Source organism: Loigolactobacillus binensis, assembly GCF_005405165.1.
In the GTDB taxonomy this organism is placed as follows: Bacteria; Bacillota; Bacilli; order Lactobacillales; family Lactobacillaceae; genus Loigolactobacillus; species Loigolactobacillus binensis.
In genome coordinates this window covers 13,504-30,595 of record NZ_BJDN01000022.1, presented here as the reverse complement: position 1 = coordinate 30,595, position 17,092 = coordinate 13,504, and the positions used below count along the sequence as shown (strand labels likewise).

Annotated in this window: 19 protein-coding genes; 14 read left to right on the top strand and 5 right to left on the bottom strand. The window is 44.1% G+C overall.

The genetic code is table 11. The features are described from left to right. Positions 1-231: 231 nt before the first annotated feature. Positions 232-1,086, top strand: coding sequence for a hypothetical protein (locus FFM78_RS10095; RefSeq protein WP_137638318.1), 855 nt, complete (start codon positions 232-234; stop codon positions 1,084-1,086). 127 nt (positions 1,087-1,213) lie between these two features. Beyond that, the gene (locus FFM78_RS10090; RefSeq protein ID WP_137638317.1) at positions 1,214-2,368 is read left to right on the top strand and encodes a cation:proton antiporter; all 1,155 of its coding nucleotides are present in this window, start codon (positions 1,214-1,216) and stop codon (positions 2,366-2,368) included. Between the two features lie 53 nt (positions 2,369-2,421). On the opposite strand, the gene FFM78_RS10085 is transcribed toward FFM78_RS10090, so the two are convergent. After that, positions 2,422-2,790, bottom strand: a complete 369-nt coding sequence (locus tag FFM78_RS10085; protein WP_137638316.1) for a hypothetical protein — start codon at positions 2,788-2,790, stop codon at positions 2,422-2,424. Positions 2,791-2,967: 177 nt separating this feature from the next. On the opposite strand from FFM78_RS10085, the gene FFM78_RS10080 reads away from it, so the two are divergent. The 12 genes from FFM78_RS10080 (at position 2,968) to FFM78_RS10025 (ending at position 12,780) form a co-directional block, all read left to right on the top strand. Beyond that, positions 2,968-3,183, top strand: coding sequence for a hypothetical protein (locus tag FFM78_RS10080; RefSeq protein WP_137638315.1), 216 nt, complete (start codon positions 2,968-2,970; stop codon positions 3,181-3,183). 87 nt (positions 3,184-3,270) lie between these two features. After that, positions 3,271-4,218 (top strand): helix-turn-helix transcriptional regulator, encoded by a 948-nt coding sequence (locus tag FFM78_RS10075; protein ID WP_223877053.1) that lies wholly within the window; start codon positions 3,271-3,273, stop codon positions 4,216-4,218. A 236-nt stretch (positions 4,219-4,454) separates the two neighbouring features. Further along, positions 4,455-5,495, top strand: coding sequence for a helix-turn-helix transcriptional regulator (locus FFM78_RS10070; protein ID WP_137638314.1), 1,041 nt, complete (start codon positions 4,455-4,457; stop codon positions 5,493-5,495). A gap of 120 nt (positions 5,496-5,615) precedes the next feature. Further along, on the top strand, positions 5,616-6,362 hold the full coding sequence (locus FFM78_RS10065; protein ID WP_137638313.1) for a hypothetical protein: 747 nt from the start codon (positions 5,616-5,618) through the stop codon (positions 6,360-6,362). Between the two features lie 60 nt (positions 6,363-6,422). Continuing rightward, positions 6,423-7,064 (top strand): uracil-DNA glycosylase family protein, encoded by a 642-nt coding sequence (locus FFM78_RS10060; RefSeq protein WP_137638312.1) that lies wholly within the window; start codon positions 6,423-6,425, stop codon positions 7,062-7,064. Positions 7,065-7,091: 27 nt separating this feature from the next. Further along, positions 7,092-7,835: a hypothetical protein gene (locus tag FFM78_RS10055; RefSeq protein WP_137638311.1), complete on the top strand. Its 744-nt coding sequence runs from the start codon at positions 7,092-7,094 to the stop codon at positions 7,833-7,835. Next, positions 7,816-8,568 (top strand): hypothetical protein, encoded by a 753-nt coding sequence (locus tag FFM78_RS10050; RefSeq protein ID WP_137638310.1) that lies wholly within the window; start codon positions 7,816-7,818, stop codon positions 8,566-8,568. Before FFM78_RS10055 ends, FFM78_RS10050 begins: the two co-directional genes overlap by 20 nt. Before the next feature lie 321 nt (positions 8,569-8,889). Next, positions 8,890-10,347, top strand: coding sequence for a zinc ribbon domain-containing protein (locus FFM78_RS10045; protein ID WP_137638309.1), 1,458 nt, complete (start codon positions 8,890-8,892; stop codon positions 10,345-10,347). Positions 10,348-10,464: 117 nt separating this feature from the next. Then, the gene (locus tag FFM78_RS10040; protein ID WP_137638308.1) at positions 10,465-11,364 is read left to right on the top strand and encodes a zinc ribbon domain-containing protein; all 900 of its coding nucleotides are present in this window, start codon (positions 10,465-10,467) and stop codon (positions 11,362-11,364) included. A 67-nt stretch (positions 11,365-11,431) separates the two neighbouring features. Beyond that, positions 11,432-11,590: a DUF4767 domain-containing protein gene (locus tag FFM78_RS14190; protein ID WP_137638307.1), complete on the top strand. Its 159-nt coding sequence runs from the start codon at positions 11,432-11,434 to the stop codon at positions 11,588-11,590. A gap of 102 nt (positions 11,591-11,692) precedes the next feature. Then, positions 11,693-12,598, top strand: a complete 906-nt coding sequence (locus tag FFM78_RS10030) for a hypothetical protein (RefSeq protein ID WP_137638306.1) — start codon at positions 11,693-11,695, stop codon at positions 12,596-12,598. Between the two features lie 8 nt (positions 12,599-12,606). Next, positions 12,607-12,780 carry an LPXTG cell wall anchor domain-containing protein gene (locus tag FFM78_RS10025; RefSeq protein WP_171001875.1) on the top strand — a complete coding sequence of 58 codons (174 nt, stop codon included), beginning with the start codon at positions 12,607-12,609 and terminating at the stop codon, positions 12,778-12,780. A 128-nt stretch (positions 12,781-12,908) separates the two neighbouring features. On the opposite strand, the gene FFM78_RS10020 is transcribed toward FFM78_RS10025, so the two are convergent. Genes FFM78_RS10020 through FFM78_RS10005 form a run of 4 tightly spaced genes read right to left on the bottom strand, consistent with a single transcriptional unit; the run spans position 12,909 to position 17,003 of the window. Next, positions 12,909-14,171: an ABC transporter substrate-binding protein gene (locus tag FFM78_RS10020; protein WP_137638304.1), complete on the bottom strand. Its 1,263-nt coding sequence runs from the start codon at positions 14,169-14,171 to the stop codon at positions 12,909-12,911. Beyond that, positions 14,168-15,043: a carbohydrate ABC transporter permease gene (locus tag FFM78_RS10015; RefSeq protein ID WP_137638303.1), complete on the bottom strand. Its 876-nt coding sequence runs from the start codon at positions 15,041-15,043 to the stop codon at positions 14,168-14,170. Before FFM78_RS10015 ends, FFM78_RS10020 begins: the two co-directional genes overlap by 4 nt. Then, the gene (locus FFM78_RS10010; protein WP_137638302.1) at positions 15,043-15,951 is read right to left on the bottom strand and encodes a carbohydrate ABC transporter permease; all 909 of its coding nucleotides are present in this window, start codon (positions 15,949-15,951) and stop codon (positions 15,043-15,045) included. Before FFM78_RS10010 ends, FFM78_RS10015 begins: the two co-directional genes overlap by 1 nt. Then, positions 15,948-17,003: an ABC transporter ATP-binding protein gene (locus tag FFM78_RS10005; RefSeq protein WP_137638301.1), complete on the bottom strand. Its 1,056-nt coding sequence runs from the start codon at positions 17,001-17,003 to the stop codon at positions 15,948-15,950. Before FFM78_RS10005 ends, FFM78_RS10010 begins: the two co-directional genes overlap by 4 nt. Between the last annotated feature and the right edge of the window lie 89 nt (positions 17,004-17,092).

Here is a 17,092-nt window from a genome sequence, read left to right as displayed (position 1 = left end):
AGTCTTATTATACGAGTTTTTTCTGAAATTAGTGATAACGTGGTAAACTAGTAGCATAATGATGGTAAGGGGTGCGTTGGTCGAACCAAGACTGAAAATTAACCAGCTTGTGCCGCATGTTTGTGGCGGCAAGATGATTAGTACCTTGTATTGACGACCTATTATTTCACGAAGTAGCGGTTAACCGTTTTAACCCCATTAGTTAAGTAAATTTAGTAAGGAGTAGCATGCATGAGTTTACCAAGTAGAAATCAAGGACGACAGCAAAATGTAATTATTAATTCAACTAAGCGGCACGGTCCGCTGGCCGTTTTGTTGAGCATTATTGCTTGTTTAAGTATTTTATTGGCCGTGGGAACCGGCGTGATCCAGCACCGAGTTTTCAACGCTGATTATTTAGTCACTGAGTTGGATAAGACCGATGCGGCTAAGCAATTGGCGGATGTTGCTAACGCAGAATTGACCAACGTCGTTACTGATCGTGGTTTGACCAGTTCAGGTGTGACTGAGATCGTAACCACTAAAGCAGCACAGCAAGATCTTGACCAAACAGTTCGTAATTTATTAGCCGGGCAAAGTCAGCCGATCTCGGTTAACTATATTGTGGCTCACGCCAAGGCTCAACTCACCAGCAAATTAGGTCAGTCCAGTAGTATTGTTAATATTTTGACTGATACGTTAAAAACACGCTTAACTGCTGAACTTAATGTGAGTCAAGTCACGCAGGCCACTAAAGAAGTTAAAACCGTTAAGCAGTTGGTTACCGGTGTTTTCTGGGGCACGACCGTGTTAGCCTTAATTTGTTTGATCGCCTTGTTATGGTTGGATCATCAAGTATTTCGTTTTGCCAAACAATTTGGCTGGATCACTTTGATCAGCGGATTAATTATTTTTATCGGTTACTTTGGTGTATCGGCGGCAGGAATCGTCGAATTGGCCGCAGTTAGTGCTAAGTCCTTTGGTACTGCGGCGGCGGCCATAGGTAACGCAGTGTTAAACAGTTATGCGCTGCCAAGTTATATTTTAATGATCGTTGGGGTCATCAGCTTGATCTTGAGTTTGTTGGGTCGGCGACGGAAAAATTAAATAGTTTAGACGGTTGGAGCAGATGCTTTCAAGACAGTCCCTTCTAGGGTGAGGAGGGGTGACTTGGCATCTGCTTTTTTTATTGAGTAAGCAGTTGTTGTTTTTTTAGAAATGAGGCGGAGTTTAGATGGCGTTTTTAGGGATTTTGTGTTTGATCTTAGTGACAACACTTTTAGCAGGACATTTTAGTCGAAAGATTGGTGTGCCGGCGGTGATCGGCCAATTATTAGTTGGGATCATTTTAGGGCCGGCATTGTTAAACTGGATTCAACCCAGTTCTTTTATGCATGACTTTTCGGAAGTTGGTGTGATCCTGTTGATGTTTATGGCTGGTCTAGAAAGTGACATCAGTTTATTAAAACGCTACTTACGGCCAGGAATTTTAGTAGCCTTGGTCGGCGTTATCTTTCCGCTAGGACTAGTGACCTTAGTGAGTTTATGGTTTCATTTTTCTTTATTATTGGCCGTCTTTATGGGCGTCATTTTTACAGCAACATCGGTTTCGATCTCGGTGGAAGTGCTGCGTGAATTAAAGTTACTGGATAGTAAGGAAGGCACCACAATTCTGGCCGCCGCGGTGGTCGATGATGTATTAAGTGTGATCATCTTAAGTGTTTTCGTCAGTCTTAGCGGTGAAAATACTGGTGGCCATACCCCTAGCTTAATGATCGGTTTTATTGAACAGATCGGCTATTTTATCGGTATTTATTTTGTGGTCAAATGGATCGCCCCATTTTTAATGCGGGTATCTGAACGCTTCTTGATCGGGGCTTCTGTGACGATCATGTCCTTAGTGATCTGCTTGAGCATGGCTTATTTAGCCGATCTAGTCGGCTTATCTGCAGTGGTAGGCTCCTTCTTTGCGGGGATCGCAGTTGGACAAACACCGTATAAGGCCACTATTGACCACAATGTTGAGCCAATCGGGTATGCGGTTTTTATTCCGGTTTTCTTTGTGAGCATCGGTTTGGAGATGAGTTTTAAAGGAATGGGGGCTGCCTTGTGGTTTATCATTGTGCTGACGATCATGGCAGTGCTGACAAAACTAATTGGTGGCAGCTTAGGCGCACGAATTGCTGGGTTTAGTTGGGCCAGTGGCTATACGGTAGGTGCCGGGATGGTGTCACGTGGGGAAATGGCGTTGATCATCGCCCAGATCGGCTATCAGGCTAAACTGATCGATCCAGAATATTATTCGGCCACGATCATTGCCATCGTTTTAACCACGCTGGCGGCGCCGTTTTTACTGAAACATGCGGCGGCGCGGCAAATGCGTGCATAAAATTAAAAAGGCCTGTGACCAATTATTGGTCACAGGCCTTTATCCAATTATACTCAGCTATCAGCGAATAATAATTGGATCTCTTGTTTTGGTAAATCAAAATTGATCGTCAGGTGCCGGTTTAGATCCTGTACTAAGTTATAAGCAAACGTAGCCTGAGTGTCAGGCTGGGTCAGGTGACGGGTAAAGGCATGTGCACTAAAATCAAAATTTTCTAGAATAAAAATATGATCAGTCACGTATTTTAAATTATTATCTTTGTGGCTAGCACCAGGCTTGAGGACACTGTTGATATAGTGATACAGTGTTGGTAGATCATGATATAGCGGCTTGGTGGTGTCAAGTGTTGTGTGGAAGGTGGACACTTGCCCGGCTAATTTATTATTCAAGGTCACTTGAGTCAAAGCTTGATAAAGTTTCATCGCATGGTACACCTACTTTCAACAATTTTGTTCTCGCTTTCATTATAAGCAAAGTTAGAGCTGAGGTAAAATTAAAGCCTTGTAAATGTAGGTTATACTAAAAGTGGAAAACATGTTAAAATGATTAAGACGTTCAGCAGACTATTTTAATAGTTCTAGTATTGGGGATGGATCAGCATGACGATGTTCGTGCTTGTCAGTGTATTGATCGTTGCCGCACTGATTTATCTGGCGGCAGCGCAACTATTTGCTGGCTTTGTTTCAATCATTATTTTCTTAGGTGAGCTTATTATCACCGGTAGCGGCACAATACTAACGTTTGTGCTACAGTTTTGTATTCGGATCAAACGGTTGGTCGTTCGTGCCAAACAGTTTGTACAAAGTGAATCATGAAGAAATGAGTTGCCGCAAAATTAATTTTGTCGCGGCTCTATTTTTGTTGTGAGTAGCGAACTAGGCAGAATGAATGGGTGTGAAATAATGCAAAGTAATTATCGGGTCGCCGAATTGATCGTGCAGTTTATGAATGGCGCGACGTTAACACAAGCAGATATTCAAAAGAGATATCAGATTGGCTTGCGAACCTGCCAACGGGATCTTTCCTACATCAGAAAAGCACTAGCCGAGTATGATACTGGTCAATTGATTGAGCAGCAGGGAACGTATCATCTCACCCATAAAAGTGAGCAGCTGAATTATGAGATCGTCCTAGCTGCCAGTAATATTTTGCTTGGGACAAGGGCGCTGACACCAACCGAATTGAATGCCACGCTAGATTTTTTAAGCGTAAATTTATCACCGACAATGCAAGCAGCGTTGCATAAACAACTTACGGTTCCCCGCGGTAGCTATGTACCATTATCTAAACCGAAGGCACTACTCAGCCGATTACACGAAATGGCCATTTGTATTGCCAATAACCAACGATTGACGTTTACATATCTGAGTAGTCAGCCGACAGAACCAAGGCCATTAGTTCATCATGCACAGCCTGTTGCCCTGTTTTTTGAGGTGCATTATTTTTATGTGGCAATGCTTAGCCAGGAGCGCGGCGGTTATTGGATGTACCGTTTGGATCGGATCGACACTATTTTAACTAAAACAGCCGGTGAAAAATTAGATTATGCGCAACGCTTTTCATTGCAGGATCACCGCCACCATACTTATTTAGTTGATGACGGAGAATTAATGCAGATTCGTTTTATTTATCGTTTCTATCCACAGACAGCGCTGGACGCTTTTCCTGGTTCGCGCGTGATCAAGGAAAATGCTGATGGCAGTGTTGTTATCGAGGCTTACGTTAAGATCGGTGGTGCCATTCGCTGGTTATTAAGTCAAGGGTCGGGCTTAAAAGTGATCGCACCCACATCTTTGGTTAAACAGATGCGTCAAGAATTGATCGCCGCACAGGCGCAATATTTAGAATAGATTGGTTTCCCAACACGCTTTTGAAAAAAAGCGTGTTTTTTTTAACTTTTTTTGCGTCAAAGCGGTGCAATGACAAAATATGACAGTGACTTTTTATATGCTGTAGACAGCGCTTAATCGTTTTTGTGACTATGTTTTGGCTAAGTTAGCGCTACATTAATTTTCGGTCCATTTTGACGCAATGCCAAAATGAGTCGCGGCCGTTTGGGATAATGCCAATAAGGAGGGGAAAGTAAATGGCAACTAAGCAAAAAGCAACAAGTGAGGAAACAGAGCAGTCGAAAAAGTCCGATAAGCGTGCGAGTGTTAAACGTGTGATCGAACTGACCATGCGCTTATTAAACGGCGAAAAAATCACCTATAATCGGTGGTTGGTGATTGCTGGGAAGACGACTAAGCAAGCGAACGGGAAAGACCGTACGTTTTGGCGGGATATCGCAGATATTGCTGCGCAGCTTAGTGAGACAGGCTACGCTAAACAATTACTGCGGCCTGACCGTGATCCTAATGTGCCCGCTAACGAAAAAATCTATCAGCTAGTCAGTACACCGGATGCGGCTAAATTGACGCAGGTGATCGCGTTAGCCCACATTGTGTTGGCTAGTCGGGCACTTAATAAGACAGAAATGGCGCAACTAGTACACGTTTTGCAGGATACGTTGGCGTTAAACGAACAGGAACAATTTAAATTAGCCATCGCTGGTGATCAAGGTAGTTATGTTACTTCGCCGCGGCGACCACCGCTGCTGGATTATTTGCGCCAAATCACAGAAGCGATTGCGCGGCAGCAACGCTTGGTTTTTGCGTATCGTAACGCTGAAGGAACGCCGAAAAAACATGAGGCCCAGCCGGAGACCTTTTTTTTTGATAATTATTATTTTTATGTGGTCATGCGGTTGACGCCGGACGCGGACGTACTGATGTTTCGGTTAGATCGGATCACGGCCATCGATCAGGTTAAGCCAGGCATGGCGCCGCAGCAGCAGTTCCGTTTGCGCGAGTACCGGCAGCAGACTTATTTGTTAGCGGTGGGTGAGCCGATCGTATTTCGCTTTAAATGTTGGATCGCGGCGCAAACGGCCTTGGAGCGTTTCCCCGGGTCAACAGCAAGAGTCGATCCGAAAACTGGTGTTGTCGTGATCACGGCCCAAGCACGGGAAAAAGGGGCACTGATGTGGTTGTTAAGTCAAGGTGCAGATGTCCAAGTAATCGCCCCGCCATCATTGATCAAAAAAATTAAAGCGCATCATCTGGCGGCCGTTGAACGTTATAACTAGCGATGAAAATATTTTGTTGTGCGACTAACGAAATTGTCAATATGTGACGCGCCCCTTTGCTAAGCTTGTGTTATCAAGGATAGTAAGTGACACGATTTTTATTAAAGGAGTGTGCGCAGAATGAGTAAAGCGAAAAAACACCAGAAAGATTCAAAGAAGCGGCAGAAAAAGGAAACGGAATTTGTTCGTGCAGCGGTGACAGTTGAAGAACCTGATTTGACAGTAACTGATACTGCTGATGCGCCTAGCGAAGAAACGCCGGAGGAAAGTGAATTTATTTCTGCCGAATATGCCTACGTTGATATCATTCGTGATTTTCCGGAAATGGCCGATTATTTAGGTCATTTGGCTTTGTCGACTAAAGTAACTTGTATTGATTTATTAGGCTTAGCGCAATCGCTGCAAGTGCGCATTGACTATAGTAGCAAGCTGGAAGTTGGCTTCTCACTTTATCCGCAAAAAGAGGTGCTGGGGCATGGCCGGCGTGCTGTAGCGGCTACCTTAGTCGTGACTGACCAGCAAGTGACTTTCCCCGAACAGGCGTGGTTGATTGGTAAGGGACTAGCAACTTATATTTTAAACGTTGCCGAATATGTGCCTGACTTTAGTGAAAATGAAGCCGCAATGACCAAATGGAACGTTGATAAGTTGGCCAGTGAGTTGCTATTGCCGGAAGATTTGGTCGTACGAGCTACTGAATTAGCCGAAAAATTGAATGCGGCGTTGCTGGATACCGTTGACGCGCATAACCGTCATTTAAGTTTTAATACACCGCATTTAAGTATTGTTGATAAAACCGCAGCCCGCTTGGCTAACGTACCAGAATGGTTGATGCGTCAACGTATCAATGATGTTTACAATTTTTAATCAAAAAAAGCGCTGTAATCAGTTGTATAGAACAGCAAACAAAGTAAGTGAGGAGAAAAAATGAATAATAATCAAATTAGTGACGCAACTTATACCGCTTTACAGGCGAAATACGGAAAATACGGTAGCTGGGCACTTTGGCAGCAGTCGGCAGCCGGACAGAAACTACGCACAGTCGATTGTGGGATTGATTCATTTGCACCACAACTGGCCGATGCCACTTTTCGGCAAACGTATTTAACTAGTGTCGGCGTTGCGCTGGCGTTAAATTGGTCAGACCGTGGGCCGTGCAGTGATGACGATTGGGCCAATTTCCATGATATAACGCCGAATAGTCAAGATTATAAGGCGGCTAAAATGTTGTTGGACACACCATTTGCGGGTAGCTATATGACTGATGCCATCAAGAACTTTCCAGAAACCAATGCCCCAACTGCACTGAAAGAAATCACTGAACCTGAAAATGCTGATAAATTTGCTGCAAGTGCTGCTATGTTACAGGAAGAACTTGATTTGGTTCAACCACAATATTTGATTATTTTTGGTCGTGCAGCCGAGAAATTAGTCAAAATTATGGTGCAACGAGGTGTCTTGAATTTAGGCACCATTAAATGTGAAGAAATCGACCATTATGCCAGCATGTTGTCGTATGAAAAAATGGCCGCGATCGCAGAACGGTTACGGCAATTACCATTAGACTAATCGTTTAAACAAAGGAGTACAGGCAGAATGAGTAAAGATAAAAAGCATAAGAAAAATTCAAAAAAGAAACAGAAAAAAATAACGGAGTTCGTTCGCGCGGCCGCAACCGTAACAGAACCTGATTTAGCAACGGCTGCCACTGACGATGATAAAAAAGCGCCAGTAGAAGAAAACTATGCTTCTGGTGAATATATCTATGGTGATATCGTGCGCGATTTTCCGGAAATGTTGAATTATTTCGGTCATTTACGCGCGTCTAATCAAGCGACTTGTGTTGATCTATTGGGTTTAGCTCAAGCATTACAAGTCCGGATCAATTATAGTCGCGAGTTAAAAGTCGGATTTTCGCTATACCCACAAAAAGAAGTACTTGGCCAGGGTCAGCGTGCAGTGGCGGCAACGCTGATCGTAGCTGATCAAAAAGTCACCTTCCCCGAACAAGCGTGGTTGGTAGGTCAAGGGCTGGCCACTTATATCTTAAACATTGCCGAATATGTGCCTGACTTTAGTCAAAATGAAGCCGCAATGTCGAAGTGGACGGTCGATAAGTTGGCGGCTAATTTGTTGTTGCCGGCAGATTTAGTTGACCGCGTCACACAAATAGCGGAAGAACAAGATGCAGCGCTACTTGATGTTGTTGATGCCCACAATAATAAAAATATGATTTTCAATACACCGCGGTTGAGCATTCTTGATAGAACTGCGGCACGCTTGGCCAATGTGCCTGAATGGTTGATGCGCCAACGAATGAATGATTTCTACAATCTTTAATCCAAACAACTTGCTTGTTAAAGCTTGCAATGTAACTTCAGGTGAGGAAGTAATAAGTGTTATCAGTTCGAAAGCTAATGACGCTAAAGGTAGAAAATTTGGGGGAGCAGCTATTATGAAAAAAATGTTTACCGTTGGGATTACTTTATTAACGACGCTGTCACTTGCGGCATGTGGCAATACGACTAAAAATTCAAGTACAACCAAAAAGGATACGAGTAGTGTTGTCCAAAAGAAAAAGGCCGCTAAAAAAGCAAGTAAAGCATCTAGCAAAGTGTCCAGTTCAACTGCTTCGACTTCAAGTTCGGTAACCAGTTCCACTGCAGAAACGGTTTCAAGTAGTTCTGATTCAGCAGGCTCCAGCTCAGTTACTGCAAATAGTACTGGCGCTACTGCTACTAGTTCATCTGCCGTCAATGCTGCTTCGAGCAGTTCAGAATCAATCAGGCCGATAACTTTTGACGAAGCTTCTGCACTGATTCAAAAGGGAGGCTTTACTGACTTTAATGCTGATTCAGCAAAGCAATCTTCACGTGGCAGTCATCAAACTGCCGGTGGGGGCTTTGAAATGGATACTTATCCAGGTGCTAGAGGCAGAGATATCTTTACTTTAACACCACATTCAGATGGATCAGTATTCATCACTGCACAATACGGAAGTCTTCAAGGTGGATTTACGTTACTTGAAGATCAATCATTTTATGGGCCATCTTCTGCAACGGTTCAAAGATAAGCATTCTCACTGGCAAGTAATTTCAATTTGCTGGCATACCTAATTTACAACAACTCATGCCTCCGTCGCGTTGCAGGCCAAATAAAATATCAAGTGTGACCGCATCATTACTTTTGCGAAGGGGATAGTGTGCTGAATTCCAACATGTACCCGTCTGCTGTAGCGGTCAATTTGTAATAGCTTATTTGGAGAGGAACAGTGTAATTAGATTACTTTGGAGGGAGTGACAACAACACATCCAGAGAAACAAAAAAGTGAAAGAAACTAAGTAAGCTGATTTGGGGTTTAAGTAATTTTTTGGAAATGATTAGGTGAATAAATATGGATAATAAAAACAAAAAACGGTTTTGTCCCAATTGCGGACAGCCTGTTACTGCCGGAGAACAATTTTGTGGCAATTGTGGTTATGCTTTTAAACAACAACCAGTAAATACTAAAACGGCAACTAGAGCGACTCAAGCAACTGCTGTAACAGCAGTTAAGCGTCCACCGATGAAGACCGCTAATAAATGGCTATTAGGAGTTGTTGCTGTAGTAGCCGTGCTATTAATTGGGGGCTACATGTTTGGTAGTAACTATTATTCAAAAGAGAAACAACTGGATCGAGCAATCACTGCAATTCGAAAGAATAGTAAGGATGATGCGGACTATTTTACTACTAGTGACGTTAACTTGAAATTAAATCATGCCAAGTTACAGCCTATGGTGACTTATATGCAGCAAAACAAGGAGGCGTTGGCGGATCTTAAAACGCAGTTAGGATCAGTTTCGGCGACTACATATGATGGTGATTTTACTTTTAAGCAGAGCGGTAAGGCTTGGTTGGTTTTTGATCGCTACAAAATTGCAATTAAAGCTGTTTATCCTAAAGTGACGACCAATCGTGATCATACGGCCATCTATTTAAATGGCAAAAAAGCATATACCGCTAATGCTACGACGGCCAAGAGTCTAGGGCCACTGGTGCCTGGTACGTATAAGCTGAAGGCCACTGCAATTGTTAATAAACAGCAGTTAAGTAATGCTGGAACTTATCATATTACTTCGAATAATCGGAATTTTGCGTTGCCGATCAAAACAATTTCTTTTGAAGCTTTAGGCTATCCTGATGCTACAGTACAGATCAATGGTAAGAATGAAGGCGTAATTGGTAGTGCTGGTGAACTAAGCTTGGTTGACCTTCCTTGGTCTAGTAATATGCGGCTAACTGAAACTTATAAATCGACTGCGGGAACTTTAACATCTAAGGTACGCCACATTACTGAAGCTGATGCTGATAGTAGTGTTAAGGTCGCCTATCCTGGTGTGATCAGTCATGTGAATGCCGACAGTATGATTCAATCAATTTTTTATGGTGTGGACACGATCTCTAGTACCGGTGAGCTACCAGGGGATTATGGGGCAGATGATCAATCATTATCCAGTTATTTTGTCGGCGGTGCTGCAAATACGGAATATAACGCCTTAGTGGCAATGGCTAAAGGTTACTATAAGGATGATACTATCACTGGTGTCAGTTATGATACCGACGTGAAACACGTCTATCCGTATAAACGTAATCAGGCGACTGTCGTCTACCGTGTCACGTTTACTTTTGATAATCAGTCCAACGATGATGATAGTGATGCAGGTCAGCATGTTCAGGTATTTGAGTATAAGGCCATTGTTGAAAAGTCAGGAACCGGCTATAAAATTACGTCGATCGCACCAAGTACTAAGATATCTGACGAGCATATCGGTGGCACCAGTGATAGTGATACCGATAGTAGCGACGATTAACTAGCAAAATTTATTTAAAACACTTTCAGTGCCATTTTATGACAGTTGCCTTTTGTATGCTGTAGTCAGCTGCACATAGCAACAACGAGAAAGTAAAAAAAGGGAGAGATTTTATTCATGCAAACTTGTCCAAAATGCGGTGCAACTAATGACGCCGCTGCAAAATTCTGTACGACTTGTGGAACACCACTTAAAGGTCAAACTGGTAATCGTTCACAAACAACCGAATCCGCACAGACGGAGGCACAGTCACAAAGTAATCAACAAGAGCAAGCTGATCCAGCGATTCAGGCGGAAGTAGAACGACAGCGGCAGGTTCAAGCACAGTTACGAGCTGAACAAGTGGCGCAATTCAAGCAATCCAGTCGTGGTTATTGGAATTATTTAGTTGATTCGTGGAAAAAGCCATCTCAAGTAGTTGTGGGTCAATTCAATCGGTGGTTTGGTATCATTTCCATGGCAGCATGGGCACTGATAGGAAGTATCGCAGTTGGTAGAACTGCTCAAGCCGGTGTTAATACAGTTGAGAATGCATCTAGTTCCATCTTAGGTATATTTGGTGGCAGTAGTACAGCTGATTCGGTTAATAATACGGTTCAGAGTAATGCCATAACCGTGTATTTTAAATTCTTTTTATTGTTAATTGTTGGCATGCTGGCTTTAGGTTTGGTTGGATTTATATTTCGTAAATGGGCTCAAAAAGAATCACTTAGCTATTTTGATTACACTACTGACCTGATGCATCGTTGTAATTTGAATATAATTTTGGTGATCTGCGTGATGCTTTTCAGTCTAATGGGTGGCTTCGTACAATTATTATCTGTATTGGTAATTAGCCTGGGGGCAAGTATTTTCGTGATCGGTTTTATGCAATCAATCGCGATTCCACAGCCGCGTACTGGATTCGATAGTGTTTATCTGATTGTGGTTGCAATGATTGTCCTTGAAATCGTATTATTCATCCTGTTTTCTATTTTTGGTCAGAGTTTAGTTAGTCAATTTTCTTCAATGTTTTAATTGGTATCTAGCGCCGTGACTGGATGGTAAATAGACAATCAAGTAGTGACAGTAGCGGTGTATAAGCATGAAGAAGACGATTATCTATCTGTATATTCTTCGTAATGGGAAACCAGATGTTTTAGTTTCACAAGATAATCATCGTGTTTACAACTTTATTAGTTCAGCAAATCAAACCTTACAGACTGGTTTTGACAAAATTGCTGATTCAAATACAGACGATTAGTTGGGCTACAATTCATTTGGATATTATAACGTTAGTGTGTCAAAAAATAGTATTTATAATTTTTAGTAAAAATAATCGCTATCATATAGGAGTGATTGGATCGTGGGAGTATGGGCAGACTGGATACAAGCGATTGGTGTCGTTGTTTCACTGGCAATTGCGGGCATTAGATATTATCAAATAAAACGGAGTACAGCATTAGAAGCAATTGAACAAATGTTGAATTTAGCAGATGAATTCCATTTGTTATTGGATGATGAATTTAGATACAAGGTTGTACAAAGTCAGAATGAAATTGATGAGAGTAAAAGATTACGGATTGATTATAACTATATGCAACAAGAAATAACTGGTTTTGAGCAAGAGTTTCGTGGTGACTTGAAGGATCTGTGGAGTAAACTCGCGTTAGCGTCACCCATATTGTTTCGACATAAATATGAAGCTAATGTAAGAAATACCTTAAATAATGCAACCAACATACGACGAAAATTAAAAACGCTGATCAATTATTTACAGCAGGAAAATCGGGATCAAATTCAGCAACACAAAAATGAAGTCGTTAAGTTATTGATTGCATTTGCTGAAAACTTAAGTCAGCTAGCAGTTGCTGAAAAGCTAATTCGAGATAAAACTGCCTTAACAGAATTATTTTCTTCATTAACTGATTACCATGATATTAATAAAAGAATCGTTGCTGAAGTTGGTGCATATGTGGCTGATATGGAAACACCAGCAACATTTCTGTATCGCTTTTGGAAGAATGAAAACGAACTTAGTTGGATCAACTCCGCAGATGGTGTGGTTATTAATCCAAGAGAAAGAGAATTACATGCAAAACTTTATCCAAATGATAAAGAATTAGCAATTCGTAAGGAAATAATTCGGGATGCGCTTAAAAGCTACTCTTTACTGGAGCAAAGCGAATCTACTAAGTTTACCTTTAGTAAGGACAAAGATAATGGCTTCTTTGTATTAACAAAGAAAGTCACACCAGCAACCGCACAGTAATTGCTGGTGTGGCTGCAACGACAATTAATTTTGATTTGGCTAAAACCGCACGTAGTCAACAACTTGTCGGGCAAGCCTTGCCGCAAACGAATGATGCCAAGCAAAGTTATTTAACGGTGATCGGGCTGTTATTGTTAAGCACACTGGGTTTAGGCGCTTATAGCAAGAAACGCCGCGTTTAAGCGAATTTGCTTAAAACTGTTAGGGCCAAAAATTTAAGCGTGCGCACTTGGGAAACGCCACGCGCTAGATATTAAAACGAGCAGTAAGTCACCATTTTGACGTGGTGACTTACTGCTCGTTTTATTTATTATTGGGCCGCTTTAATGATCTTGGTCATTTGTGTTTGTAAATGCGACAATGCTTTTTCAGGACTGACTTGCTCGGTGGTCATGGCGTCGATCGTTTTTAACAGCGCCAACCGCGATTGATAGTAACCGGGGAAGGTGGCGTCTTGGAAACCAAAGTCCAGCGAGCCAACGGCGGCTTTAGCCGTAGGATTCTTGGCTAGGTATTGGTGGTAGCCTTTATTTTTTTGCGCTGATTTGACCAAGGGAACGTAGCCAGTTTTTTCGGCCCAGTAGATGGTCTGCTTTTTACGCATAAGGAATTTCACGAAGGCGGCACCGCCTTTGCGTTGAGCGGTTGAGGCTGATTTGAATAGCGCGATGTCATTGCAGGAAATTGCCGTGGCTTGTTTGCCGTGATAGCTAGGTAGTGGCGCCGTGGCCCAGTGCATGCCTTTGGGTGTGCTAGCTTGCATGACGGAAATACCGGCTGATGAACCGCTGTAGAATAGCGTTTTTCCTGCGAAGAACTTGGTGCTGCCATAGCCGTCATTGCCGGCGGTGGTTGCGGTTTTGTTTTGCAGCATGTCCCAGATAACGTGGGTGGCGGCTACGGTTTGCTTATGGTCAAGGGTGACCTTACCGTTAAGCGGATATAAGTGGCCACCACTTTGGGCGACTAAACCGTCCAGTTCAGCGTCATAGCTTTGATCAAATACCATGGTGGTCAGACCTTTAGCCTTCAATGCTGGGCCCATTTTTTGAATGTCACCCCAAGTTTGCGGTAAGCTCAAGCCTTCCTGTTTAAGTAAGTCTTGGTTATAAAACAGCACCCGGGCTGATTTTGAGAAGGGTAAGGTGTAGTACTTGCCGTGATATTTATTGGCTTGCAGAAACGCCGGGTAAATATCGCTAAGCGTCGACTGGCTAAGGTAGGGATCAAATGAAGTGACGAAGCCGCCGGCCACGTAGTCCGGCACATTGGTGTAAGTGGTTTGCGCGATCGTCGGCAACGTTTTCGACTTAGCGGCTGCGGTGATCTTTTGTTGCAGATTACTGAAGTTGCCTTGCGAGCGGCCGACAACTTTGTACTTAGTTTGCGACTGATTAAAGTCGTGGATCAGTTTGTTTAGTGTGGTTTTATTGGCGCCGGTCATGCCGTGCCAGAAGGTGACCGTGACCCGCGGGTTGGCGCTACTTTTTTGGTGGTTCACGCAGGCACTAAGTAAGGTGGCGGTGGTCAGTAGGCAAAGTCCCAGTAGCAGCAGTTGACGTAATCGTTTCATATGATGTTCTCCCTTTTAATGGTGCTGGTCGTTGGCGTTTGTCTGCCAGCACCAGCACTTAATTTAGCTTTGGTGATCCCAGTAATGATATATTTTTGTAGCAAAAGGTACACGAGTAGTAGTGGCAGAATGACCAGCACGGTGGCCGCCATTAATAGTGGGTAGTTGGTGCCGGCGTCGCTGGTAAAGGCGGTCAGTCCCACCGGCAAGGTCCACAACAGTTCTGAATTAGTGACGATTAGCGGCCACATAAAGGCGTTCCAAGCGCCAATCGTTTGTAAGATCGCCACGGCGGCGATCGTCGTCCGATTAGCCGGCACCAAGATCTGCCACAAATACTGCCAATTGCTCGCGCCATCGATGCAGGCGGCGTAGTATCTTGTGCGCGGTTGTGCGGCAAAAGCTTGGCGCAACGCAAACATCGCGAAAACGCTAGTCAACCACGGGATGATCAGCGCGGCGTAAGTATCGAGCCAATGTAAATGCGCTAACGTGACGAAGTTAGGTATGAGCAGTAACTCACCGGGCACCATCATTGTGCTGATCAAAAGCGCAAACAAGATGCGGCGACCGTAAAACTGCAGGTGGGTAAAAGCAAAGGCCGCGAGAATACTAGTCACTAACTGGCCAATCGTGGTCGTGCCGGTGACCAGCACTGAGTTAAGCAGATAGCGGGTAAAGGGTGCAGCGTGCCATGCTTGAATATAGTTAGTCCATTGTAATGAGCGCGGCAACCACACGGGTGGCACCGCCAGTGCCGCTGCTGGCGTCTGCACGCTAGTGACCAACATCCAGATAAAGGGCAATATTAGCATCAATGCCCCTAGTGTCAGCAGTAAGTAGCTGATTCCATTTTTAACGAATTGTTTCATCAGCGGCCACCCCCTAAACGCAAGCTGCGCCGGTGGAAATACCAGAATGATAGGGCGGTCAGGCTAACGATCAGGCCGAATAAAATCACGCCACTGGCGGCGGCCACTGGATATTGATGCTCAATGTAAAACTTCTGGTAAAGGTAATACATCATCGTCAGATCGGCGTTGGCTGGGCCGGCGCTACCATGAAACAGCGCGTAGACTTGATCGAAAACTTTGAAATTAGCAATGATCGCGTTGATCGTGATCAAAACGGTGGTCGGCGTCAACAGCGGCAGGGTGATCTGGCGCAATATCTGACCGGAGCTGGCGCCATCAATACTGGCTGCTTGATAGTAACGCTGGTCAATGTTATTTAGGCCAGCCAGAAACAAGATCACGCTGAAACCAAGGCCGCGCCAAATACAGACGATGATCAATGCCAGCAAGGAATAGCGCGGATCGTTCAGCCAATCGATTGGGGCAATACCCAGCCAACTTAAAAGCAAATTAAGCAGGCCGTTATCGCGGTGAAAGATCCAATTCCAGACCAAAGCCAGCGCCACCGTTGACGTGACAAACGGCAGAAAGTAAAGCGCCTGAAAAAAGCCGGCTAACCAGTTGATCCGATTAAGCAGTAGCGCGGCCCCTAAAGCTAACAGTACCGTCAGCGGCACCACGCCACCGACTAAGATCAACGTGTTGCGCACCGCTAAGTGAAAGTCAGGGTCGTGCCACAGATAAACAAAGTCAGCGCCGCCAAGCGCCCCAACGTGATCAGTGAAGTAATTGTATTTTGTGTAGCAACTCATCAGAAATGAATTGATCACTGGCCAGATAGTGAAGGTGGCGGTGATAAGCAACAGCGGCGCTAAATAAAGTAGCGCGTGCAAGGTTGACCTCAGCGTCGGTTTTGCGTTGATCATGCGTCACCACCTGCCCAAATACAAGTGCCGTCGCTGGCAAATAAGTAGCAACCTTTTGCCGTTATGTAAAGTGGTGCGCTTTGCGGTAGGGGTGTAAGCACTGGAATTGCAGTGCTGATCAGATCATATTTTTGGTAGCGACTGTATGTTTGTACTTCACGACCCAGTTGTTCCTGCTTGGTCACCGTCACTGGCAATTTGGTCAATACGATTTTGTCGGTTGGTGTAAGTGAAATAGCTTCACTACGGATACCGACCATAGCAGTTTGTGCCAATATAGTAGTAGGAACTGCCGTAGTGATGTAAGGTAGTAGCGCGGCAATTGGTAATGTATTGATCTGCGGTGTGCCGATAAATTGCGCAACGAAAAGATTCCGCGGCCGGCGATATAAGTCAGTACCGGTACCACTTTGTTGCAATTGGCCATTGGCTAAAACAATGATCTTATCCGCGATCCGCAATGCATCCGCTTGGTCATGGGTGACGAATAGCGTGGTGATCCCAATGGCCTGCTGAATGCGGCGAATCTCATCCCGTAATTCGTTCCGTAACGCTGCGTCCAAGTTGGACAAGGGTTCGTCCAACAATAAAATCGCCGGATTCTTCGCCAACGCCCGTGCGATCGCCACCCGTTGTTGCTGCCCACCAGACAACATACTAGGGAATTTGTCCACTAGCTCAGTAACGTGAACTAACTGTGCTAGTTCACGGACCCGCTGTTGCCGGCGGGCCTTTTTGACGTGGGCCATTTTAAGCGGAAAGGCGATGTTGTCCAGTACGTTAAAATGTGGGTACAAGGCGTAGTCCTGAAAGACCATGCCGATATTACGCGTCCGCACATTCTGCTTAGTCACATCGGTGTTGGCAAATAACACTTGCCCAGCAGTTGGCGTCAATAGACCAGCGATCAAGTTTAGGATCGTGGTTTTGCCACTACCACTAGGCCCGAGTAGCGCCACCAGTTCACCATCAGGTACGGTGCAATTGAAGTGAGTAAAAATAGGTGGTTGTCGTTCATAAGCTAAAGTAATATCCTGCAACGTCAATTGCACGGGCCATTTCCCCCTTTAGAAAAACTTAATTCGCCATAAGTATACCAGTATAAGGGTAGTTAAGGCTATCCACTAAAGCTAAGGGAAAA

What these genes read in the sequence shown, in the direction of transcription:
- FFM78_RS10095 (WP_137638318.1), top strand. Translation starts at nt 232, where the DNA reads ATGAGTTTACCAAGTAGAAATCAAGGACGACAGCAAAATGTAATTATT.
- FFM78_RS10090 (WP_137638317.1), top strand. Translation starts at nt 1,214, where the DNA reads ATGGCGTTTTTAGGGATTTTGTGTTTGATCTTAGTGACAACACTTTTA.
- FFM78_RS10085 (WP_137638316.1), bottom strand. Translation starts at nt 2,790, where the DNA reads ATGAAACTTTATCAAGCTTTGACTCAAGTGACCTTGAATAATAAATTA.
- FFM78_RS10080 (WP_137638315.1), top strand. Translation starts at nt 2,968, where the DNA reads ATGACGATGTTCGTGCTTGTCAGTGTATTGATCGTTGCCGCACTGATT.
- FFM78_RS10075 (WP_223877053.1), top strand. Translation starts at nt 3,271, where the DNA reads ATGCAAAGTAATTATCGGGTCGCCGAATTGATCGTGCAGTTTATGAAT.
- FFM78_RS10070 (WP_137638314.1), top strand. Translation starts at nt 4,455, where the DNA reads ATGGCAACTAAGCAAAAAGCAACAAGTGAGGAAACAGAGCAGTCGAAA.
- FFM78_RS10065 (WP_137638313.1), top strand. Translation starts at nt 5,616, where the DNA reads ATGAGTAAAGCGAAAAAACACCAGAAAGATTCAAAGAAGCGGCAGAAA.
- FFM78_RS10060 (WP_137638312.1), top strand. Translation starts at nt 6,423, where the DNA reads ATGAATAATAATCAAATTAGTGACGCAACTTATACCGCTTTACAGGCG.
- FFM78_RS10055 (WP_137638311.1), top strand. Translation starts at nt 7,092, where the DNA reads ATGAGTAAAGATAAAAAGCATAAGAAAAATTCAAAAAAGAAACAGAAA.
- FFM78_RS10050 (WP_137638310.1), top strand. Translation starts at nt 7,816, where the DNA reads ATGATTTCTACAATCTTTAATCCAAACAACTTGCTTGTTAAAGCTTGC.
- FFM78_RS10045 (WP_137638309.1), top strand. Translation starts at nt 8,890, where the DNA reads ATGGATAATAAAAACAAAAAACGGTTTTGTCCCAATTGCGGACAGCCT.
- FFM78_RS10040 (WP_137638308.1), top strand. Translation starts at nt 10,465, where the DNA reads ATGCAAACTTGTCCAAAATGCGGTGCAACTAATGACGCCGCTGCAAAA.
- FFM78_RS14190 (WP_137638307.1), top strand. Translation starts at nt 11,432, where the DNA reads ATGAAGAAGACGATTATCTATCTGTATATTCTTCGTAATGGGAAACCA.
- FFM78_RS10020 (WP_137638304.1), bottom strand. Translation starts at nt 14,171, where the DNA reads ATGAAACGATTACGTCAACTGCTGCTACTGGGACTTTGCCTACTGACC.
- FFM78_RS10015 (WP_137638303.1), bottom strand. Translation starts at nt 15,043, where the DNA reads ATGAAACAATTCGTTAAAAATGGAATCAGCTACTTACTGCTGACACTA.
- FFM78_RS10010 (WP_137638302.1), bottom strand. Translation starts at nt 15,951, where the DNA reads ATGATCAACGCAAAACCGACGCTGAGGTCAACCTTGCACGCGCTACTT.